Source organism: Lichenicoccus sp., from assembly GCF_965277665.1.
Lineage (GTDB): Bacteria > Pseudomonadota > Alphaproteobacteria > Acetobacterales > Acetobacteraceae > Lichenicoccus.
Genome location: NZ_OZ255835.1, coordinates 1,542,623 through 1,564,368, shown reverse-complemented (window position 1 = coordinate 1,564,368; position 21,746 = coordinate 1,542,623). Strand labels below are relative to the sequence as shown.

Here is a 21,746-nt window from a genome sequence, read left to right as displayed (position 1 = left end):
TCGGGCAGGGCCTGGGCTGCTTGCCGCACGCGCCTGTGCAAGGGGTCCGATGCCGAAGCGTCCGGCGCTGATCCTGATCTGCGCCGAGCAGGGCTTCGCTGGTCCGTTCAGCGTTCGCGTCCTCGACATGGTGGCCGACGATATCGGCAGGTCCGCGCTGTTCCCGCTCGACGCCGGCGCCTTTGTCCAGGTCCAGGATGACAATTCGCTGCTCCTGACGTTGGCGCCCGCACGCCTGGTCGACGAACTCACGGCCAAGTACATGCATGCCCAGTTGTGCGCCGCTGCGTTGCATGGCTTCGCCGCCGAGAACGCGGCACGCATGGAGGCGGTGGCGAGTGCGCGCAACCAGATCCAGCGGCAACTCGCCGATCTGCAGGCGGTCGAGCGGCAGGTCAGGCAGGAGGAGATCACCGCGGAGATCATCGAGCTCGCTGCCGGCGAGACGGCAAGCCGGGAGCGAGTTTGAGTAGGCGGTGAAACCGCCTTCAACCCGGCCTTGGGACAAATCAGAATGACGATGGCGATACATCTCCGTCGGTCGCCTCTGGTCCGGAGCCAACGGGATGCCCTACGTGGCCGATTTGAACAAAGCAAACGAAATGACCGGGACTCTCGTCGGTGACGGACAATGCGTCACACTTGCCCACGCGACCGTTACGATACCGGCTACGGTCAAACGGTCCACGAGCGGCCTATCCGTTTCCGAAATGGACAGGGACACAAGCTCGATGATGGGGATCAATACTATGTTGTCGAATAGCATGAGGCCCTCCGTTCTGTGCATCGTTCTAATGGTATCCACCGCTGCCGCACCAGCACACTGCCCTAGCTTCATTGATGAGGCAGGCAGCAAACGTGTCATGAACAACGTCTCAGTATTCGATGGCCCCCCGGATCAAAAGGCAGATTTGATTGGTGACGGTTTGGACTCTCACGGCATGTGGCGATGGGAAGCTGACGACATCGATCCGTATCTCGTTTGCCGCTACAAAGACACTGCCAGGACCGTCACGTTCCATGCGGTTGGGGCGAGATACTGTTATGGTGGTTGGAAGCCGACCCGGGCCTATTGCAGATAGGGGAGACCGATGCGACGCAGTCCGGTATAAAGCATAATTTTACCGCCTTCTGCGACTGTTCATTTGCAGTGTGGCACGCACAACCGGCGTGGTTTCACCGCCCGTTGCGTCAACGAGCTTCGGCAAGATTAAAATCGATCGAGACGCGGCAGGAACGGCGGCGACGCGTTCCACAGCGCGATGACCGGGATGTCAGGGTGCGCGGGATTGTAGCGCAGGATGCTGAGCGAGGCAGTGGTGAGCGCCAGGTGCTCCGCCTCCAGCACCGGCGCCGCGATCCAGCGCGCCGCGAGCACGCAGGCGAACTGGCCGTGCGAGAACAACGCGACGTTGCCTTGTCCGCTGCGAAGCCGGGCGATCAGCCGGTCGGCCCTGGCCGCGACCTGCTCGGGCGCCTCCCCGTGCGGGCAGCCATCCTTGAACAGGTTCCAGCCGGCCCGGCTGCTGCGTATCTCCGACGAGCACAGCCCCTCGTAGTCGCCATACGCCCACTCCATGAGATCGGGCTCGATCTCGGCGGCGCCGCCCAGCCCGGCAAGGTCGCAGGTGCGGTGCGCCCGGATCAACGGACTGGTCAGGACGCGGCTGAACGCGATGGCGTCCAGCGCCGGCTGCAGGGCGCGGGCCTCATCCTCGCCGTGCGGCGTGAGCGCGATGTCGGTGCGCCCGGTATGCTGGCCGGATTGCGACCAGGCGGTCTCGCCGTGCCGGACGAGATAGAGGCATAACGGCCGCCGTTCCAGGCCGGCCATCCCCTCCAGCTTCCTCACCTCGAGATGCGATGTCCGGCTCGCCTCGGCCGCGACCGGCATCAATGCGCCTGCTGCTTCACCCGGACACTGCCCGGGGTGCCATATCCAGGCTGTTCCATGGCTGCGTCGTAGTCACCGCGCAGTGCCGCCCGGTTGCAGGCGGCACGATGCGACACCGCCTGTTGTGCGGCGCCGACATTGGCCTCGAGGCCGCCCCAGATGTGCAAGGCGGGCTGCTGGATCGCCCGCGCGTACGAGAACCCGAGCGACCACGGGATGCGCGCCCTGGCGAACGCGGTCTGGCGGTTGAGCGCGTTCAGCCGGGCCGAAGCCCGCTCGCAGGATTGGCCGCCCGACAGGAACACGATCCCGGCGACGGCAGGCGGCACCATTTCGAGCAGGCAGGCCAGCGTTGCATCGGCCACCTCCTGCATGGTGACCGGCTCGGCCGGCGGGCTGTCGAGGCCCGGCAGCACCATGTTGACCTTCAACACCAGGCCGTCGAGCCGGACCCCCTGCCGGTGCATCTGCTCGAAGACGCTGCAGAGCACGTGACGGGTGATCTCGCCGCATCGTGCCATGGTGTGGGTGCCGGTCATCAGGACTTCCGGCTCGATGACCGGAACCAGGTTCGCCTCCTGGCACAGCGCCGCATAGCGGCCGAGCGCATGCGCGTTGGCCTCGACGCCACAAGCCGTGGGCGAGCGGACGCCGACCGGAAACACCGCGCGCCATTTCGCGAAGCGCGCGCCCAAGGCGGAGTACTCCTGCAGCCGGCCGCGCAGCCCGTCTAGGCCCTCGGTCACCATCTCGCTTGGATGCAGCGCCAGCGGCCTGGCGCCGGTATCGACCTTGATGCCGGGGATGATGCCGGCGTCCGCCAGCACCTGCAGGAACGAGGTGCCGTCGCGCTTCCCCTGCCGGATGGTCTCGTCGTGCAGGATGACGCCGCTGATGCACTCCGCGAGATGCGGGGTGGTGATCAGCAGCTCGCGATAGCGGCGGCGGGTTTCCTCGGTCTGGTCGATGCCGGCATCCGCGAAGCGCGTGTTGCAGGTCGGCACGCTCTCGTCGATCGCCAGCAGGCCGCGGCCGCCGCCGACCAGCGCCTGCGCGGTGGCGACGAGGCCATCCGACGTCATGCGCGGGCGCTCCATTTCCAGTTCCTGATTTCCGGCAGGTCCTCGCCATGCTCGTCGATGTAGCGGTTGTGCTCGATGAGCTTGTCGCGCAGGTGCTGCTTCAGATAGGCACCCCGCGTGCCGAGATCGGGCAGCCGGTCGACGACGTCCTGCACGAGGTGGAACCGGTCCAGCTTGTTCTGCACGCGCATGTCGAAGGCGGTGGTGATGGTGCCCTCCTCCAGATAGCCGCGCACATGCAGGTTGCGGTTGAACCGGCGGTAGGTGAGGCGGTGCACCAGCGAGGGATAGCCGTGGAAGGCGAAAATGATGTGCTTGTCGCGGGTGAACATCGCGTCGTAGTCGGTCTCGCTGAGGCCGTGCGGATGCTCGCTGCAGGATTGCAGCTTCATCAGGTCGACGACATTGACCACGCGTATCCTGAGCTCGGGCAGGTGCTCGCGCAGGATCGAGACGGCCGCCAGCACCTCCAGCGTCGGCGTGTCGCCGCAGCAGGCCATGACGACATCCGGCTCGCCGCCCTGGTCGTTGCTGGCCCACGGCCAGATGCCGAGGCCCTGCGTGCAATGCACGATGGCCTGTTCCATCGTCAGCCATTGCGGCAGCGCGTGCTTGCCGGCGATGACCACGTTGACGTAGTGCCGGCTGCGCAGGCAGTGGTCGATGGTCGAGAGCAGGCAGTTCGCATCCGGCGGCAGGTAGGCGCGAACGATGTCGGCCTTCTTGTTGATGACGTGGTCGAGGAAGCCGGGATCCTGGTGGGTGAAGCCGTTATGGTCCTGCTGCCAGACATGCGACGCCAGCAGGTAGTTGAGCGACGCGATCTTGCGCCGCCACGGCAGCTCCAGCGTCACCTTCAGCCATTTCGCGTGCTGGCTGAACATGGAGTCCACGATCCGGATGAACGCCTCGTAGCTGTTGAGCAGCCCGTGCCGGCCGGTCAGCAGATAGCCCTCCAGCCAGCCCTGCGACTGGTGCTCGCTGAGCATCGAGTCGAGCACGCGGCCGCTGGGTGCGAGGAACTCGTCGTTGCCCTGGCGCTCCGCATCCCACTGCCGATCGGTGACCTCGAAGACGCTGCCGAGCATGTTCGACAGCGTCTCGTCGGGACCGAAGATGCGGAAGTTCGCCAGCGGCTCGTTGAGCGTCACCACGTCGCGCAGGAACTGCCCGAGCACCAGGGTGTCCTGGGCCGAGACCGCACCCGGCGACGGCACCTGCACGGCATGGTCGGCAAAGTCCGGCATGCGCAGGTCGCGCAGCAGCAGGCCGCCATTGGCATTCGGGTTGGCGCCCATGCGCCGTGCGCCCGACGGCGCCAGTTCCGCCAGCTCCGGGAGGAGGCGTCCGTCGGCGTCGAACAGCTCCTCGGCGCGGTAGCTGCGCATCCAGGCCTCGAGGTCGGCGACATGGCCCGGATGCGCGGCATCGACCAGGATCGGCACCTGATGCGACCGGAAGGTGCCCTCGATCTGCAGCCCGTCGATCACCTTGGGTCCGGTCCAGCCTTTCGGGGACCGCAGGACGATGACCGGCCAGCGCGGGCGGCTTGCGACATGCGTGGTGCGGGCGTGCAGCTGGGCCTGCCTGATATCGGCGATCGCCTGGTCAAGGACGCTTGCCATAAGCGCGTGCATCGTCGCCGGATCGTCGCCCTCCACGAAATAGGGCGTCCAGCCGCAACCGCGCAGGAACTGCTCGAGCTCCTCGTGATCGATGCGCGCCAGGATGGTCGGGTTGCTGATCTTGTAGCCGTTGAGATGCAGGATCGGCAGCACCGCGCCGTCCCTGATCGGGTCGAGGAACTTGTTGGACTGCCAGGCGGTGGCCAGCGGCCCGGTCTCGGCCTCGCCGTCGCCGATGACGCAGGCGACGATGAGGTCGGGATTGTCGAACACGGCTCCGAAGGCGTGGCTCAGGGAATAGCCGAGCTCGCCGCCTTCGTGGATCGATCCCGGCGTCGTGGGTGCGACATGGCTGGAGATGCCGCCCGGAAACGAGAACTGCTTGAACAGCCGCTGCAGGCCGCCTTCGTCCTGGCTGATGTCGGGGTAGATCTCGCTGTAGGAGCCTTCGAGATAGGTGTTCGCCACCAGCGCGGGACCGCCATGCCCGGGGCCCGCGATGTAGATCATGTCGAGGTCGTATTGCTTGATGACCCGGTTCAGATGCACGTAGATGAAGTTCTGCCCCGGGGTGGTGCCCCAGTGCCCGACGACGAGCGGCTTCACGTGCGCCTGGGTCAGCGGCTGCTTCAGCAGCGGGTTGGCATACAAGTAGATCTGGCCGACCGACAGGTAGTTGGCGGCCCGCCAGTAGGCGTCCATCCGGGCAAGCTGCTGCGGTGACAGCTCAGGCGGCTCGGCGTGGCGCGTCAGCTCGCGTGTGGGAGTGGTGGCATCCATATCGTTGATCCTCGGAATGGCGCGACGTGCCGGCAGCGGATGGCGCTGAAGTCTGACGGTCTGCATCTGAGGCTGCTGCCTGAGGAGACGATCTGCGCCGGGAAGCCGCTACCGTAAGCATCCATTCTAGCGCTGTACGCGTCATCGGCGCAGGATCGGAAACTACCCAGGCCGGATCGGTGCGCCGTCAATCTCGACTTCAGGGCGCGACCTCAGGGCGGGACAGGCGGTCGGCATCGAAGCGTATCGTGAGTATTTTCCACCTCTCGCGGCGCAAGCCGCGAGCCGCTATGCGCGGATCATGCCGCAAGCGTTGCCCAGACCAGAACAACCAGCGGCCCGGACCTTGCCTGCACCCGCGCCATGCTGATCGCGGGGGATATCGGCGCCACCATGACCCGGCTCGCCCTTGTGTCGCCGGAGGAGGGGCCGAGGCAATTCGTGGCCGAGCGGGACTATCGGAGTGCCGAGCATGCGGGACTGCAGGCGATCGTCGAGGCCTTCCTGGCGGAGGTCGGCGGCCATGCCACGACGGCGTGCTTCGATGTCGCCGGGCCGGTCATCAACGGCCACGCGCATCTGACCAACCTGCACTGGGATGTCGATCAGGACGCGCTCAGGGCGGGCCTGAAGCTGGCCGAGGTCAGTCTCCTCAATGATCTGGAGGCTGTCGCGTATGCCATCCCGCATTTGCTCCCGGAAGAGACCGCGGTCATCAATGCGGGCTCCGCCGTGCCCTTTGCGCCGATCGCGGTGCTGGCTCCGGGAACCGGTCTCGGTGAGGCCTTCCTGATCTGGAACGGGACCTCCTTCATCGCCTGTCCGTCGGAAGGTGGCCACGTCGATTTCGCACCGACGAACGAACATCAGGCCGGCCTCTGGCGATACCTCACCGAGCGCTTTCGGCACGCCGCCTATGAGCGTGTCTGCGCCGGTTCGGGCCTGCCCAACGTCTATGACTATGTGCGCTCGAGGGATCCGTCGGCAGAGCCTCCAGCCTTCGCGGCCGAACTCCGGGCGGCGCGCGACAGATGTCCGCTCATCGTGGACGCGGCGCTGCATGATGCCGACAACAATCCGCTTGCCGCCGCGACCCTGCGCCTGGTGATCGACGTCTGGGGAGCCGAGGCCGGCAACCTGGCCCTGAAGGTGCTGGCGACCGGCGGCGTCTATCTTGCCGGTGGCCTGCCGCCGCGGCTGCTGCCGCTGCTCCAGGATGGCGCGTTCATGCGGGCATTCTGCGCCAAGGGACGCTTCTCCGGCATGCTCCAGGCTGTCCCGGCGCATGTCATCCTGGTCAATGCCGGTCTCCTGGGCTCGGCCCTGTACGGCCTCGCACAGTCCGGGAAGTCTGCCGTGCGACAGTAACGGGTCGCACCGGTCGGTCTGTGAGTAGTTTCCGATGCTGCAGCGACATCAGGGTCAGGCGTAGGAAGCCTGTGCAGAGTCGCCGAAGCGCCGCCCGGTCATCCGGCGCGTGCGGATCCGGCCAGCCCCTGGAGAGCGCCATGCCGCAAGACGGTCAGCTACAGAAGTCTGTCCTCTGGGCCGCGCGCGAAGCGGTCTCTGTCGAAAACGACATCCTGGTTGGTTGAGCTCCAGGTGCGAAACACCCAGTCGGTGAGGATCGGGCGATGAGCATCAGGACGATTCTGGTCGTGCTGGAAGCGGATACGGCCGTCGAGGTGCTGCTCGACGGGGCGCTGGAAATCGCCGGGACGATGGAGAGCCACCTCGAGGTGCTTCTCCTGCAGAGCGATCCCGAGCAGCTTCTTGCGGACTGCGCGTTCACGCCGCTCGGATCGATCCCCATCGAGGCGGTCACCGCGGCGCGCGATGCCAGTGCGACTGCAATTCGAGACCGTTTCACGGCGTGGCGCGCGGCACGCGAGCTCCCGGTCGATATTGTCGACCACAAGCTGCGGACGACCTATGCCAGGTGGTCCAACTGGCAAGGTCCCGCAGAGATCGGACTGCTCCGTCGCGGACGTCTCGCCGACGTGATCGTCATGGCGGGGCAGCCCAGACGCCTCGGACTGAGCTCGGCGCTGATCGACACCGCGCTGTTCGACAGCGGCCGGCCGGTGCTGTTTCTCCCGGACAAGCCCATAGGGCCGCCGCTCGGGAGGGTCGCGCTGGCCTGGAACGATAGCTTGCAGGCTGTGCGGTGTCTGGCCTGCAGCATGCCGTTTTTGCACGAGGCGGAGAGGGTCTATGTGTTTTCCGTCGGATCTGCCGATGCCTTGCCGGGGCGCGACCGGGCCAGCATCCCGGCCGAGGATGTGGCCGAGGCGCTGAGCTGGCAGGGGATCAAGGGCACCCTCGTGCGCCTCGCGCCTCAAGCCGACGAGACCGTCGGGGCCAGGCTGCTGCGCGAGGTCGCCGAGCTTGACGTGGGCCTGCTGGCACTCGGGGCGTTCACGCATAGCCGGGTCCGCGAAGCGCTGCTCGGCGGCGTGACGCGGCATGTTCTCGACCACGCAACGATCCCCCTCTTGATGATCCACTGACCAAGTGGTTGGGACTTTGGTCGCTCCGCGATCCTCCACGGGTCAGCCCGCGATGCCCGTCGTCTAGGGGGGTAGAAGATGGCCGTCGCAGCGCCGCGCGAGACCGATGCATCGGGAGCATTGGATGGCTCGATCATCGGCCGGATCGGCGCGCTGCTCGCGGGTGCGGGGCGGAGCCTCGGGCGGTTCGATCTCCAGGATGGCGCCGGCGCGATCCATGTCACCCTGACACAAGGCGTCGATGTCGTGCGGTTCGAGGGCGCCAGCCAGTATCGCGGCCTGGCGGGGCAGTTCTCCGGGGCGATCAGACCGACCGCCGCATTGGGCGTCAGCCAATATGTCCTCGAATATTCGGACCCGGAATGCTGCGGCTGCAGCCTGTCGTTTACGGTCAAGGACAGCACCGGCGGGGTGCTGTCGGTGGTGCCCCCGGAGATCGATCGGCGCGATAAGGTCGCGCTTTTGCTGCCGGCTGACACCGAGGCCCGGCAGAAGGCCGACGACGCGAAGTATCTGGAGCAGGGTCAGGTCGGCCCGTGATGTCAGGCTCTGCACCGGGCGTCATGACGCGACGCGATCATAGCGCGTCGCCGGCGCAAGCGCCCGTCGTACGCATGGCGCACGGACCGAATGCCGCGATCTTCGACGTCGACGGCGTATTGCTGGCCTCGCCGCACGAGCGGGCCTGGCGGGAGGCGCTGGACGGGCTGGCGGATCCCGGGCTGTTCACGACGGCGCTCTACCAGGCTGCGGTGGCGGGCAGGCCCCGCGACGCGGGCGCCCTGTCCGCACTCGTGGCGCTCGGCGTGGCGGACGCCGCAGTTCAGGCTCCGGCCTATGCGATACGCAAGCAGGCGCGACTGCAGCAGCTTGTGCAGGCGGGCGCCGTCGCGGCGGTTCCCGATGCCGTCCGGCTCGTCTGTTCGCTGCACGGGCTCGGCTGGCCGCTGGCCGTCGCGTCCTCGTCGAAGAACGCGAATGCGATGCTGCGTGCGATCGTGGTCGAGCCGGGTCGCAGCCTGTTCGAGATGTTCGGCGTGAATGTTTGCGGACGCGACCTCGCGCATGGCAAGCCCGATCCGGAGATCTTCCTCCTGGCGGCGGCCGGCCTGAAGCTCGCGCCGCGGCAGTGCATCGTCCTGGAGGATGCGCCGGCCGGCATCGCGGCCGCGCGCGCCGGCAAGATGTGGTCCATCGGCGTCGCGCGGCTGGACGACGCCGCCGGGTTGCGGGCGGCGCACGCCGATCTGGTGGTCACCAGCCTGGACCAGGTTCCGGTGCAGGCTCTCGCGGACGGGACCCTTTGCCTGTGAGCGGGAGCGGGCTAGAAGCTGGCGCCGGCCTGGAGCTGGAGTCGACGGCCGGGCCGGATTGGGTGCTGACGGCCGATGGCTTCGATGCCCTGCGCGAGGGCGGCCTGGAGGCGCGCTATGCCATCGGCAACGGCCTGATCGGCGTCCGTGGCGCGCGTGCGGCCACGCGCGGCACCCGCTGGCTGGCGCCGCCGCGCACCTATGTCGCCGGCCTGTTCGATACGTCCGGCGCGCCATCCGCACCGGGCGAGGAACCGGTCTCCGCCGGACTGGTGCCGGCCGCGGACTGGCTGCATGTGCGCGTCCTGCTCGACGGCCACACCCTGCTGCGCCACCCGGCCGAGGCGTCCGGGCACCGCATGACCCTGGACATGCAGGGCGGCGCGCTGTTCAGCCGCTTTCGGCATGAGCATCGGAGCATCGATGGCGGGGACCGCCTGGTTCTGCTGGTGCGCACCGTGCGCCTGGCCTCGATGGCGGATCGCGCGATCGGTTTGCAGGTCATCGAGGTCGAGGTCCGATCCGGAAACGCCGAGATCGAGTTCGAGGCGTCGTTCGAGAGCGTCGAGCTGGGCCTGATCCCGGACCGCCTCAGCAACACTCTCGGAGAGTGGCGCACCCACACCGGCGGCCACCGCCTCGCGATCGCGACCAGCGCGCGACTTGCCATCGATGCCGGCAGCCAGCCGCCGTTCCGGTCGGGCGTGCTGCGCAACACCTGGCGATGGACCTGCCGGGCCGGCCAAAAGATTTGCTTCGAGCGCATGGTTGCGGTGGTGCGGTCGGACGTGCCCGAGGGCGATCCGGGCAAGACCGCCACGGACCGGCTGGCGATCGCCGCCGGCCTTGGGACGGCGGGGGTGATGGCGGCGCACCGGGCTGCCTGGGCCGCACGCTGGCAGTGCAGCGATGTCGAGGTCGGCGGGGATCCTGCCGCCCAGCAGGCCCTGCGCTTTGCGATCTATCATCTCGATAGCGCGGCGAACCCGCACGACGAGCATGTCTCGATCGGGGCACGCGCGCTGACCGGCGACGGCTATCGCGGGCATGTCTTCTGGGACACCGAGATCTACCTGCTGCCGTTCTACAGCATGACGTGGCCCGAGGCTGCGCGCGCGATGCTGATGTACCGGTATAGGACGCTGGATGGGGCGCGCGCGAAGGCTGCCGGCATGGGCTGGAAGGGTGCCTTGTATGCCTGGGAGTCGGCCGATAGCGGGCATGAGGCCACGCCGCGTCGTGCCGTCGCCGCGGATCACACGATCATCGATATCCTGTGCGGCGAGCAGGAGCAGCATATCAGCGCCGATGTCGCCTATGCCGTCTGGCAATACTGGCAGGCCACCGGCGACGAGGCCTTCCTGCTCGAAGCCGGCGCCGAGATCCTGCTCGAGACGGCGCGCTTCTGGTCCAGCCGCGCCCGGCTCGAGGCCGACGGGTGCAGCCACATCCGCGGCGTCATCGGGCCGGACGAGTATCACGAGCATGTCGATGACAGCGCCTTCACCAACGTCATGGCGCGCTGGAACATCGGCACCGGGATCGCGGTCGCGGCCCTGCTGCGCGAGCGCTGGCCGGCGCGCTGGGCAAGCCTGTCGGCCAAGCTCGGTCTCGCGCAGGAGGAGCTGGCCGGTTGGGCCGGCACGGTCGCGACCATCGTCACCGGCCTCGATCGGGCGACCGGCCTGTACGAGCAGTTCGCCCGCTATAACAGGCTCGAGCGGATCGACCTCGCGGAGTATGCCGGCCGCTCGGTCGCAATGGACGTGATCCTCGGACGCGACCGGATCGACCAGTCCCAGGTGGTCAAGCAGGCCGATATCGTCGCCCTGCTCGGCCTGCTGCCCGGCGAGTTCGCCGGCGCCACCGGGCTGGCCAACTTCCGCTTCTATGAGCCGCGCTGCAGCCATGGCAGCTCGCTCAGCCGGGCGATGCATGGCTTCGTCGCGGCCCGCCTCGGCCTGACCGATCTGGCGTTGCGCTATTTCCGCGAGATGGCCGACATCGATCTTGGCGACGCCCAGGTGGGCGGCGATGGCGGCGTGCATATCGCCGCCCTCGGCGGCCTCTGGCTCACCGCGGTGTTCGGCTTCGCGGGCCTGTCGCTGACCGAGGACGGCGTGGCGCTCGATCCGCAACTGCCGCCGGACTGGACCAGCCTTGCCTTTTGCGTGCAGTGGCACGGACGCGTCCTGCGCATCAGGATCGGCGCCGCAGATGGTGGCGTGGATGTCACGATGCGCGGTTCTGTCTGCATGGGCTTGCGCTTCGGCGGCACTGCGCATGTCCTGCAGCCAGGCCAGACGATGCATTTTGACGGCGGAACTCCTGCAGCAGGCAGCGTCGCCGGTCGCGCAGTATCGAGGTCTGCTGGGTCGGCGCCATAGTTTCCTCGGTGAATGTCACCAAGCGTGCGATCCGATCAACGCTGACAGGGTGCGGAAAAACCCGAGAACGATGCATTCGCTACGAGATGAAAGCAGGCCAGGGGCTTCGCCCCTGGACCCCATCAAAGGCGAGCCTTTGAAATCCTTTAATTTAGGAATCGGGGTCTGGGGCCTTTCGGCCCCAGCGGGACCAGGGCAGCGCCCTGGCCTTGCTTTTTCAGCGCCGGGAGCCACCGCGGTCGAGAACGATTTCGGGGTGCTCTGAGCGTATTCGCAAGACCGGATGCGTACGTCCCCGGACGCGCGCGGGTGCTGTCTTGACGACGCTTGCAATCACCGCGAGTGACCGCCCGGATGGCGTCGTGCGGGACGCGATGGTCACGGGGCGACGGACGGTCCACAACGAAACGTCGTTCGACCGGCGTGTGGACCGGCCGATCATGCCTCGGGCATGCGACCGTGCGACTTGGCCTGCAGCGTGGCGATGGTGTGGCGCGCGATCATCGCCTCCTCGTCGGTCGGGATCACCCATATCTCGACACGGCTCTGCGGCATGCTGATGCGGCCCTTGCCGGCCCGGTTGAGCTCCTCGTCGAGAGCGATGCCGAGCCAGGCGAGCTTCGCGCAGACCGCGGTGCGTATCTCGGGGGCGTGCTCGCCGATGCCGGCGGTGAAGACCAGCCCGTCGAGGCCGCCGAGGGTCGCGAGCATGGCGCCGGCCTGCTGGATGAAGCGATAGACGAACAGCTCGACCGCCTCGCGCGCCGCTTCCGTGCGGCTCCCCAGCAGCGTGCGCATGTCGCTGTCGATGCCGGAGACGCCGAGCAGGCCCGAGCGGCGATACAGCAGGTCCTCAAGATCGCCCAGCGAGAGCCCGCCGGATTGCTGCAGGTACAGCAGCACGCCCGGGTCGATGCTGCCGCAGCGGGTGCCCATCACCAGCCCGTCCAGCGCGGTGAAGCCCATCGTGGTGTCGAGGCTGCGCCCGTGGCGCATCGCGCACAGGCTGGCGCCGTTGCCGAGATGCGCCACGATGACGCGACCCGCCGCCAGCGCCGGCGCGTCGGTCGCGAGCCGGCCTGCGATGTACTCGTAGGACAGGCCATGGAAGCCATAGCGGCGCAGGCCCTGATGCTCGTAGCGGCGCGGCAGCGCGAGACGCGTGGCGACCGGCGGCATCGTCCGGTGATAGGCGGTATCGAAGCATGCCACCTGCACGAGGCCGGGGCGTGCCTCGGCAATGGCGCGGATCGGCGACAGGCTGTGCGGCTGGTGCAGGGGTGCGAGCGGCGTCAGCCGGTCGAGGGCGTCCAGCAGCCGGTCCGTCACCCGCTCCGGCACGCGGTGATCGGATCCGCCATGCACGACGCGATGGCCGACGGCGACAAGCCGGTCGGCGCCCAGATGGTGATCGACCCAGTCCAGCAGGATGCCGATCAGCGCCTTGTGCGATGGCGCCGTGTCATGCGGCCAGCGTTGCTCCGAGAGGATCGCCCCGGACGGATCGCGCGCCAGGAAATGCGGTGCGTTGCCGATCCCCTCGACCTGGCCGCGCGAGATCGGATTTGCTTCGTCGTTCGGCCCGATCTCGAACAGCGCGAACTTGATCGAGGACGAGCCTGCGTTCAGAGCGAGGACGGTATCGGCCATGACCAATCCTTCAAGTCGAGACCGCCCCGGTATTGTCGCTCGACCGGCAACGGAGACATTGTCTGCAACGACGACTACTTCTGGCGAACTCGCTCCAGTCCGTCGAAGTAATCAGCCAGCTCCTCTGGGGCGCCGCCAAAATGCAGATACGACTCGTTGAAGTCAGCGATAATCTGCAGGCCGGACAGGTCGATCAGGTTGAGCTTGTGACGCTCCATGACAATCAGCCCCTGCTTGCGGAAGTCCTGCAGGATGCGGTTCACATGAACCGCCGAGAGCCCCAGCGTATCGCCGAGCTCGGTCTGTGTCAGAGGGAGGGTGAAGGACCGCCCGTTCGTCAGACCAACCGCCATATGGCGCCAGAGCAGCTCACACAGCAGGTAGGCCACGCGACCGCGCGCGTCGCGCCGACCCAGCGAGACAATACGCTCCCGCAGCATGGCCTCTTCCTGCAAGGAGCTCCACCACAACGCTGCCGAGACCCGTGGATGATGAATGAACAGGTCCATCATGCTGTCGCGTGAGACCGGTGCAATCCGCACCGGTGTCAGCGTCGCGATCGAGTGGTCCATCGTCTTGAGCAGAAAGACGTGCAGGTCGCACATGTCGCCTGGAATCAGGAACGTGATGATCTGCCGACTGCCATCCGGCAAATCGCGGTAGCGGATCGCCATGCCCTCGATGAGGACGAACACGGAACGCGGAACCGAGCCCTCGCAGATGATATCGACGTGACCGGGAAAGCGCTCCTCCCGCGCGGTCAGGAGATCCAGCGCCGCGGTGTCCACGTGCGAGAGTGGCGCAAAATGCGACAGTTTGCGTGTCAGAGGGTTTCGGTCTGGCACCGGTCAGCCGCACATCGTCCGAAGCTACAACTTAAACGAGCAGGTTTCGATCAGCGCAGCAAGCCCCGATGCAAGCACGAACGAGTGTGAAGCCGGACCCCGACGCGTCGCCTTCGCATTTGCCGTGCGCAAAGCAATCAAGAGGCGATCTGCCGCAATGGATCCGGGGCCGCCGAGAGACTGCGCGCCACGGCCTGCAGCAACGATATCGACCTGACGCTGACGACGACGCTTTCGTCCGTTCCGGCCATCTCCCGCTTCACGTCGATGACCCCGCCGATCGCTTCCAGCATCTGCTCCTTGGCGATCACGCCGCGCTCGATCAGGATGAGGGCGACGCTTTCGCAGAGCATCAGGGCGGCCTGGCCATGTGGGTCGGGATCTGAATGCATGCAGAACACTACCACCGATTTGCAAGACAAGAACTAACCCAGGTTAGCTGCCGGTGTATCGCGTCGGTTTACACTTAAGTCTCGCCGCAACGGCCTGCGAAGCTGTGGGCATTCTGCGTCGAACCGCACTCTCTCGCCGGCGCGATACCCGCCCGGCACGCAAATCCGAAATTGCCGATCACACCGAGACGATGGAGAGCCGAGCGCATGCTGCGATACGAACGACTTGTAGGGAAGCGGGCCTCGGACCGTGCGTCCGCCACGCTGCCGCCTGACGCGCTGGGACTGCTTTCGGTCAGGAAAATGATTGACGGCCTGCTGCTCTCGACGCCGCCGAACCTTTCGGTCGGCCCGCCTCCGCCTGGGGTGCTGACCGGTCAGCCTCGGGCCTCCCTGGCGCTTCAGGAAGCCGGCCACGAGCCATCTGTCGCGGTTCGTTCACCACAAGATGGCCTGGCGCCACGGATCGAGCAGCAGGCGCGCAGCCTGGCTGGCGCCTATGCGGCGCGTCACGCCGATGCGGGGCGGGAGCGGGTGGTGCTGGAGGCCGCACTCTATCGTTTCAGCAGGATCTTGCTCGGGCTTGGTGCCGAAGACGCCGAACCGCATCCCGGCAGACCAGCGGTCCGGAGTGACGCGGCCGGGCGCCGGCTTGATGCGAGGCACGCGATCGACCGCCTGACCAAGCGGCAGCGACAGGTCATGGTCTCGGTGCTGGCAGGTCGGCCAAACAAGATTATCGCCGTGGAACTCAAGATCAGCCAACGCACCGTCGAGAACCATCGAGCCGCCGTGATGGCCAAGACCGGATCGCGGTCATTGCCTGGGCTTGCGAGGATGGCGCTGATTGCCGGGATCGAGAGCGAGATCGGGCCGGAGCCTTGCCCGGCCGCGCCGGCTCGCGCGCCGCATGGTCGAGATGCGGCGCGATGCCGATCCGCCGCCCGTGGGGCAAACGTCTCGTCCGGCCTGATTTCCAGCTTGGAACGCCTGTCGAAGCCCCTGTACTATTCGCCGGTCTGATTTCTGATCGACACAGTACTCTCCCCTGGTCTCCGACGCGATCCGCTCCGTTTCGGGCACAGTCATCATGCCGGCCCGCCCCGCGCGCGGGGCGGCCCGGCCGGTCAGCCCTTCAGCTTCTTCGAGCAGGCACTGTAGTAGCCGCCGCCCTTCTGGATCCACTTCAGCCCGCCATTGCCGGTGCCGGCCTTGTTGGCATGATACTGGTCGAGACAGGTATGCATGCGCGCCTTGCCGGCGGTCTCCTTGGCGTATTTCGCATCGACGGCGCTCGGGAAGGTCAGCGGCCCGGTCGCCGCGGCCGGCGCGGCGCCGCCGGCGCCGGATTTCAGGGCCGGCGCTACGGTATCGGCGGTCGCGGCCGGAGTGGCCCCGGCGGACGCGACCGCGCCGCACTCCTTGACGCGGTAGGTCTTCCAGGTCTCGCCGTTCAGGGTGCCGGCGGCCTTCGCCGCCTGATACTTGGCACTGCATTCCTTGGTGCTCAGCGCGTGCGCCGATGTCGCGGCGAAGCCCGAAAACGCCAGGGCGCCTCCGAGGAGCAGGCCTGAAGCATGAGCGCGCATGGTATGGGTCCTTTGCAAGGGGCTGCCCCCGGAAGGCGGTTTACTTGTTCAGGCCGCCGAGCCGCCCGATCAGGCTGCCGAAATCGAAACTGCCGGCATCGGCCCCGGAAGCGCTCCCGGGCGCTCCCTGGGGCGGCACCGTGCCCTGCGGCGTGGTGGCATCCACCGCATGCGGCAGGAAGTGTGCGAGCACCTGCGAGGCCATGCCCGCCGGCAGTCCGTGCTGCTGCGCCCAGGCATCGAGCTGCTGGGGAGGGAACACCTGGGAGATCTGCTCCGCCGAGATCGGCAGGTTGTGGCCGCTGCCGACCCAGCTCTCGGCCTGCGCACCCAGGCCGGACTGCTGGAACTTGGCGAGGATGCCCGCCGGACCACCGGCCTCGTTGATCACCGTCGAAAGCAGGCCACCGGCGCCCGATTGCGCGGCCTCGTGCGCGTTCGCATTGCCGCCGAGCATGCCGCCCAGCTGGCCCAGCAGGCTACCGAAAACTCCACTCATCGCCGTGTCTCCCTGATCGTTGTTTGCCTGATCGTTAATTGATGGACGTGACGCTTCAGCCCTTGGCGACACGGTCGAACGCCAGCAGCCGCTCCAGCACCGACGCCATGCTCTCGAGCGGGATCATCGTCGGTCCGTCGCTCGGGGCAAAGTCGGGGTCCTGGTGGGTTTCGATGAACACCGCCGCGACCCCGACCGCAATCGCGGCGCGCGCCAGCACCGGGGCGAAGTCGCGCTGGCCCCCCGAGGCGCCGCCGAGTGCTGAGGGCTGCTGCACCGAATGGGTGGCGTCGAACACCACCGGATAGCCCGTCTGCGCCATGATCGGCAGGCCGCGCATGTCGTTGACCAGCGTGTTGTAGCCGAACGAGGTGCCGCGCTCGGTGAGCAGGATGCGCGTATTCCCGGTCGAGGCGATCTTGGCGGCGACGTTGGCCATGTCCCACGGTGCCAGGAACTGGCCCTTCTTGACGTTGACCGCGGCCCCGGTTTCCCCTGCCGCAATCAGCAGGTCGGTCTGCCGGCACAGGAAGGCCGGGATCTGCAGCACGTCGACCGCCCGTGCCACGGTCCGGCACTGCTCGGCGGCATGCACGTCGGTCAGCACCGGCACCCCGTAGCGGCTTCGCACATCCGCCAGGATCTGCAGCCCGGCCTGCATGCCGACACCACGCGCCGCTCCCAGGCTGGTGCGGTTCGCCTTGTCGAAGCTGCTCTTGTAGATCAGGCCGATGCCGAGGCGGGTGCAGATCGCGTGCAGGGCACCCGCCATCTCGAAGGCATGCGCGGCGCTCTCGATCTGGCAGGGACCCGAGATCAGCGTGAACGGCCGGTCGTTGCCGACCACCAGCTCGCCGATCTGCACCGAGCTCATGCCAGCGCCTTCATACCAGTTGTCTCATACAAGCCTGGCCTTCCTCAGCGAGGCTTCGATGAAGCCGCGGAACAATGGATGCGGAGCGAACGGCTTGGACATGAGTTCCGGATGATATTGCACGCCGATGAAGAAAGGGTGCTCCGGGTATTCGATGATCTCGGGCAGCACCCCGTCCGGGCTGAGGCCGGAGAACACCAGCCCGGCCGCCTCGAGCCGTTCGCGATAGTGGATGTTGACCTCCCAGCGATGCCGGTGGCGCTCGGACACCGAGGTCGCGCCGTACGCCTGCGCCACCCGCGAGCCTGCCTTGAGCACCGCCGGATAGGCGCCGAGACGCATGGTGCCGCCGAGGTCGCCGCCGGCACGCCGCCGCTCCAGCTCCGGCCCACGCGCCCACTCCGTCATCAGCCCGACCACCGGCTCGTCGGTCGGCCCGAATTCGGTGGACGACGCGTCGGGCAGGCCGGCGAGGTTGCGGGCGCATTCGATCACCGCCATCTGCATGCCGAAGCAGATGCCCAGGAATGGGATGCCGCGCTCGCGGGCGAAGCGCACCGCCTCGATCTTGCCCTCGGAGCCGCGCTCGCCGAAGCCGCCCGGCACCAGGATGCCGTGCACGTCCTGCAACCGCTGCAGCGCGCCGGCCTGCTCGAAGATCTGGCTGTCCACCCAGTCGAGATGCACCCGCACGCGGCTGGCGATGCCGCCATGGATAAGCGCCTCGTTGAGCGACTTGTAGCTGTCGAGCAGGCTGGTGTACTTGCCGACCACGGCGATGCGCACCTCGCCTTCCGGATTGCGCATCGCATCCAGCACCCGGCGCCAGCCGGACAGGTCCGGCTCGCCCTCGTGCGGCAGTCCGAAATGGCGCAGCACCTCAGTATCCATGCCGCCCTCGTGATACGAGATCGGGCAGGCATAGATGGTGTCGACGTCGAGCGCCGGCACCACCGCCTCCGGCCGCACGTTGCAGAAATTGGCGATCTTGCGGCGCTCGGCTTCCGGGATCGGCCGGTCCGAGCGGCACAGCAGCATCTGCGGCTGGATGCCGACATTCTGCAGCTCCTTGACCGAATGCTGCGTCGGCTTGGTTTTCAGTTCACCGGCGGACGCGATCCACGGCACCAGGGTGAGGTGGACGAACATGGTGCGATCCGGCCCGAGATCGTTGCGCATCTGCCGGATGGCTTCGAGGAACGGCAGGCTCTCGATGTCGCCGACGGTGCCGCCGATCTCGATCAGCGCGAAATCCAGATCCGCGGTGCCGGCGACGATAGCTTCCTTGATCGCATCGGTGATGTGCGGGATCACCTGCACGGTGGCGCCGAGATAGTCGCCACGGCGCTCGCGCGCGATCACGTCCGAATAGATCCGCCCGGTGGTGGCATTGTCCGCGCGCGTCGCATGCACGCCGGTGAAGCGCTCGTAATGACCGAGATCGAGGTCGGTCTCGGCGCCGTCATCGGTGACGAACACCTCGCCGTGCTGGTACGGGCTCATCGTCCCGGGATCGACATTGAGGTAGGGGTCGAGCTTGCGCAGCCGCACCTTGTAGCCGCGCGCCTGCATCAAGGCGGCCAGCGCCGCCGAGGCGATACCCTTGCCGAGGGAGGAGACCACGCCGCCGGTGATGAATACGAACCGCGTCATGGGCGTTCGTCCTACACCGCGGCGGATCAGCCGTGAACCCTCGGCTCGGCGGCCGACGCCAGGGAGGGGACGGAATCCAACTTCATGATGCAGCGCAGCACCGCCTGCGCGGCGCGCTCGCCATCGAACAGCGCGCCGCCGACGGTGCCGGCGAGACCATCGGTGCGGCAGGCCTCGCCGGCGAACAGCAGCCGGCCGCCGCCGAGCGGCCGACCCAGCATCTCGCGCGATGCGGCGCGTCCGGGGCGGCAATAGGAATAAGCGCCCCTGAACAGCGGATCGGTGCCCCACGCGGTGACATATCCGCCGGCTCCGGTCACGGCACCGGGTTCCGCTTCGCACAGGATCGTTCTCGCTTCATCGAGCGCCGCGTCCGGCTGTCCCGCCCGCGACCAGGCGTGCCTGCCGCCGAAGAAGCCGGAGGCATAGCAATGGCCGTGCGGCCGCACCGAGACGAGCATGCCAGGCGCCCCGCGTCGCGGCACCCGCCGCTCGATGAGGGTCTCGTCGTCGAGGCCGGGCACCGGGTCGGGCACCGGGATGGCCAGCTTGCTGAGCAGCCCCATCGGCAAGCCGTCGAGAGCCTCGGCGGTCGTTTGCGGCAATGCCGGCTCGAAGGCGATGCGGTGCGCCCGCAACACCCCGGTGGACACGGTGACGATCACCGCGCGCGCCGTGACGGTGCCCCCGCCGGTCTGCACGACGCAGGGCTCGCCGTCATGCCAGGCGATGCGTTCGACGCCGGCATTCAGCCGCGCCGGGCCGACCAGCGGCCCGAGCAGGGTCGCGAGCAGCGTGCCGACACCGTCGGGCGGGCTGAGATTGTTGTCGTCGAGCAGGTTGCGGCGCCAGTCATGCAGGCCGAGGTCGGTGGCGTCGGCGGCGGCGATGATCGCGCCATCCCAGTTCTCGATGCTGGCGGTCCACGGGTCGTCGGCGCGGGCCGTTCCGGCCTCGGCCAGCGAGCAGTCGGGGCCGTCGGCGCGCGCCGTCACCAGCCGTTCCCAGGCCGCGCGCGACGCGTCATAGGCGGCCGCCTCGGCGCCCGTCGCGCGGCGACCCTCGACCAGCAGCCGCCGGCCGCCGCGGAAGGCCGGCCGCAGCGCGATGCCGCGCGCACGCGCGAGGCAGACCAGCGGGTTGCGGTCGGTCTGGTGCAGCCAGGTGGCGCCGGCATCGAAGCGCGCGCCGCCCAGGATCGCAGGGTGCAGTGTGTGGGCGCGGCCACCGATGCGGCAGTCGGCTTCGAGCAGCAGGCTGCGGCAGCCGGCCGCGTGCAGCACGGCGCTCGCGGCAAGTCCTGCAGCCCCCGCACCGATAATGACGGCGTCGTAGTCCGGACCGCTCCGGCCGGCTTTCGTCATCGTGTCAGTGCGTGGGCACCATAGGGCCGGTCGGCTTCGGCGGCAGCACCGGCTTCGACACCGGCACGGGCGCGTGCGTGGTCGCCGCCGGCGGTTGGGCCAGGATGTCGCGGCCGACGCCGGCGGTGCCGCGGTTGAGCACGGCGAGGGTGAGGGACAGCACCATGAAGATCGCGGCCAGCACCGAGGTGGTGCGGGTCAGCAGGTTGGCGGTGCCGCGCCCGGACATGAACGAGCCCATGCCCTGGGTCGAGCCGATGCCCAGGCCGCCGCCCTCGCTGCGCTGGATCAGCACGGTGCCGATCAGGGCCAGGGTCACGAGCAGGTGCAGGATGAGCAGGAAGCTGGTCATGGCGATCCGGTATGCATCACGCGGCGGGCAGGCCCGTCGTGGCGGCGATGATGGTCAGGAAGTCGGTCGCCTTGAGGCTGGCGCCGCCGACCAGCGCGCCGGCCACCTCCGGCACCGCCAGCACGCTCGCCGCGTTGGCGGCGTTCACCGAGCCGCCATACAGGATGCGTATGCCACGTCCGGCGGTCTCGCCCATCTGCCGGACCAGCTCGCCGCGCACGAAGGCGTGCATGGCGGCGATGTCCTCGACGGTGGCCACACGCCCGGTGCCGATCGCCCAGACCGGCTCGTAGGCAACCAGGCCGCCACTGCCGTCGGCGCCGCCGAAGCCGTCCGGCAGGCTGCCCTTGATCTGCCAGCCGACCGTGTCCTCCTGCTGGCTGCCGGCTCGCTGTTCCTCGCTTTCGCCGACGCAGACGATCGGGATCAGGCCGGCGCGCAGGGCTTCCACGGTCTTCTCGCGCACGGTCTCGTCGAGCTCGTTATGGTCGCGCCGGCGCTCGGAATGGCCGAGGATGACGTGCGTGGCGCCGAGGTCGCGCAGCATGTCGGGCGAGATGTCGCCGGTATGGGGGCCGTTTTCTGCCATGTGGCAGTCCTGGCCACCCCAGCCGACGCCGCTGCCGGCCAGGATGCGGGCGACGGTCGCGATCTGGGTGTAGGGCGGGAACACCAGCACCTCGGCTTGTGTCGGCGCATGTTCCACGCCTGCGCGCAGTGCCTGCGCCAGCGCTTGCGCGTCGGCGGTGAGGCCGTTCATCTTCCAGTTCCCGGCAATCACCTGGCGCATCGAGCAGTTCCCGCGACGATCGAGAGGCGGGGAGCGCGCTTCCGCTGGCGCAGGAAGGCACCCCACATGTCCTCGAGAAGCGGGCATAGACCATGCGGGAGTGCGGCTGGTCAATCTCGGGCGCCCTCCCTATGGTGCGCCCCCTGC

The 21,746-nt window shown here is 67.9% G+C and carries 21 protein-coding genes; 8 read left to right on the top strand and 13 right to left on the bottom strand.

The features are described 5' to 3' along the window. The first annotated feature begins 49 nt into the window (after positions 1-49). The gene (locus ACQY4O_RS07150) at positions 50-469 is read left to right on the top strand and encodes a F0F1 ATP synthase subunit gamma (RefSeq protein ID WP_428375497.1); all 420 of its coding nucleotides are present in this window, start codon (positions 50-52) and stop codon (positions 467-469) included. 97 nt (positions 470-566) lie between these two features. Beyond that, positions 567-1,082, top strand: a complete 516-nt coding sequence (locus ACQY4O_RS07145; RefSeq protein WP_428375496.1) for an STY0301 family protein — start codon at positions 567-569, stop codon at positions 1,080-1,082. A gap of 128 nt (positions 1,083-1,210) precedes the next feature. Here the strand turns inward: ACQY4O_RS07145 and ACQY4O_RS07140 are convergent, their stop codons facing one another. Genes ACQY4O_RS07140 through ACQY4O_RS07130 form a run of 3 tightly spaced genes read right to left on the bottom strand, consistent with a single transcriptional unit; the run spans position 1,211 to position 5,381 of the window. Continuing rightward, positions 1,211-1,894 (bottom strand): histidine phosphatase family protein, encoded by a 684-nt coding sequence (locus ACQY4O_RS07140; RefSeq protein ID WP_428375495.1) that lies wholly within the window; start codon positions 1,892-1,894, stop codon positions 1,211-1,213. After that, positions 1,894-2,976, bottom strand: coding sequence for a class I fructose-bisphosphate aldolase (locus tag ACQY4O_RS07135; protein ID WP_428375494.1), 1,083 nt, complete (start codon positions 2,974-2,976; stop codon positions 1,894-1,896). Before ACQY4O_RS07135 ends, ACQY4O_RS07140 begins: the two co-directional genes overlap by 1 nt. Further along, positions 2,973-5,381, bottom strand: a complete 2,409-nt coding sequence (locus ACQY4O_RS07130) for a phosphoketolase family protein (protein ID WP_428375493.1) — start codon at positions 5,379-5,381, stop codon at positions 2,973-2,975. The genes ACQY4O_RS07135 and ACQY4O_RS07130 overlap by 4 nt, the downstream gene beginning before the upstream one ends. Before the next feature lie 363 nt (positions 5,382-5,744). Between ACQY4O_RS07130 and glk the strand changes: the two genes are divergently transcribed. The 5 genes from glk (at position 5,745) to ACQY4O_RS07105 (ending at position 11,591) form a co-directional block, all read left to right on the top strand. Further along, positions 5,745-6,749: a glucokinase gene (glk, locus tag ACQY4O_RS07125; protein ID WP_428375492.1), complete on the top strand. Its 1,005-nt coding sequence runs from the start codon at positions 5,745-5,747 to the stop codon at positions 6,747-6,749. Positions 6,750-7,015: 266 nt separating this feature from the next. Further along, positions 7,016-7,891: a universal stress protein gene (locus ACQY4O_RS07120; RefSeq protein ID WP_428375491.1), complete on the top strand. Its 876-nt coding sequence runs from the start codon at positions 7,016-7,018 to the stop codon at positions 7,889-7,891. 78 nt (positions 7,892-7,969) lie between these two features. Continuing rightward, the gene (locus ACQY4O_RS07115) at positions 7,970-8,431 is read left to right on the top strand and encodes a hypothetical protein (RefSeq protein ID WP_428375490.1); all 462 of its coding nucleotides are present in this window, start codon (positions 7,970-7,972) and stop codon (positions 8,429-8,431) included. A 23-nt stretch (positions 8,432-8,454) separates the two neighbouring features. Then, a complete protein-coding gene (locus tag ACQY4O_RS07110; RefSeq protein WP_428375489.1) occupies positions 8,455-9,204 on the top strand; it encodes an HAD family hydrolase in 750 nt (249 codons plus the stop codon). Positions 9,205-9,266: 62 nt separating this feature from the next. Further along, on the top strand, positions 9,267-11,591 hold the full coding sequence (locus ACQY4O_RS07105) for a glycoside hydrolase family 65 protein (RefSeq protein ID WP_428375488.1): 2,325 nt from the start codon (positions 9,267-9,269) through the stop codon (positions 11,589-11,591). Positions 11,592-12,029: 438 nt separating this feature from the next. Here ACQY4O_RS07105 and ACQY4O_RS07100 read toward each other — a convergent pair whose 3' ends face one another. From ACQY4O_RS07100 to ACQY4O_RS07090, 3 genes are all read right to left on the bottom strand, one after another. Next, complete coding sequence (locus tag ACQY4O_RS07100; protein WP_428375487.1) at positions 12,030-13,241, bottom strand: acetate/propionate family kinase; 1,212 nt, start codon at positions 13,239-13,241, stop codon at positions 12,030-12,032. Positions 13,242-13,315: 74 nt separating this feature from the next. Beyond that, a complete protein-coding gene (locus ACQY4O_RS07095) occupies positions 13,316-14,029 on the bottom strand; it encodes a Crp/Fnr family transcriptional regulator (RefSeq protein WP_428375486.1) in 714 nt (237 codons plus the stop codon). Positions 14,030-14,223: 194 nt separating this feature from the next. Further along, entirely contained in the window at positions 14,224-14,487 is a 264-nt protein-coding gene (locus tag ACQY4O_RS07090; protein ID WP_428375485.1) for a hypothetical protein, read from the bottom strand. Positions 14,488-14,781: 294 nt separating this feature from the next. Between ACQY4O_RS07090 and ACQY4O_RS07085 the strand changes: the two genes are divergently transcribed. Next, a complete protein-coding gene (locus tag ACQY4O_RS07085) occupies positions 14,782-15,501 on the top strand; it encodes a response regulator transcription factor (protein WP_428375484.1) in 720 nt (239 codons plus the stop codon). Between the two features lie 104 nt (positions 15,502-15,605). On the opposite strand, the gene ACQY4O_RS07080 is transcribed toward ACQY4O_RS07085, so the two are convergent. From ACQY4O_RS07080 to tpiA, 7 genes are read right to left on the bottom strand one after another with little or no spacing between them, the layout of a single operon-like run. Further along, a complete protein-coding gene (locus tag ACQY4O_RS07080) occupies positions 15,606-16,067 on the bottom strand; it encodes a hypothetical protein (RefSeq protein ID WP_428375483.1) in 462 nt (153 codons plus the stop codon). A 40-nt stretch (positions 16,068-16,107) separates the two neighbouring features. After that, entirely contained in the window at positions 16,108-16,638 is a 531-nt protein-coding gene (locus tag ACQY4O_RS07075; protein ID WP_428375482.1) for a YidB family protein, read from the bottom strand. Beyond that, positions 16,622-17,440 (bottom strand): 3-deoxy-8-phosphooctulonate synthase, encoded by an 819-nt coding sequence (gene kdsA, locus ACQY4O_RS07070; RefSeq protein WP_428375481.1) that lies wholly within the window; start codon positions 17,438-17,440, stop codon positions 16,622-16,624. The genes ACQY4O_RS07075 and kdsA overlap by 17 nt, the downstream gene beginning before the upstream one ends. 24 nt (positions 17,441-17,464) lie before the next feature. Continuing rightward, positions 17,465-19,093 carry a CTP synthase gene (locus tag ACQY4O_RS07065; RefSeq protein ID WP_428375480.1) on the bottom strand — a complete coding sequence of 543 codons (1,629 nt, stop codon included), beginning with the start codon at positions 19,091-19,093 and terminating at the stop codon, positions 17,465-17,467. Between the two features lie 26 nt (positions 19,094-19,119). Next, complete coding sequence (locus ACQY4O_RS07060) at positions 19,120-20,457, bottom strand: flavin monoamine oxidase family protein (RefSeq protein ID WP_428375479.1); 1,338 nt, start codon at positions 20,455-20,457, stop codon at positions 19,120-19,122. Between the two features lie 4 nt (positions 20,458-20,461). Then, positions 20,462-20,809, bottom strand: a complete 348-nt coding sequence (gene secG, locus ACQY4O_RS07055; RefSeq protein WP_428375478.1) for a preprotein translocase subunit SecG — start codon at positions 20,807-20,809, stop codon at positions 20,462-20,464. A 16-nt stretch (positions 20,810-20,825) separates the two neighbouring features. After that, entirely contained in the window at positions 20,826-21,599 is a 774-nt protein-coding gene (gene tpiA, locus ACQY4O_RS07050) for a triose-phosphate isomerase (protein ID WP_428375477.1), read from the bottom strand. Positions 21,600-21,746: the final 147 nt, after the last annotated feature.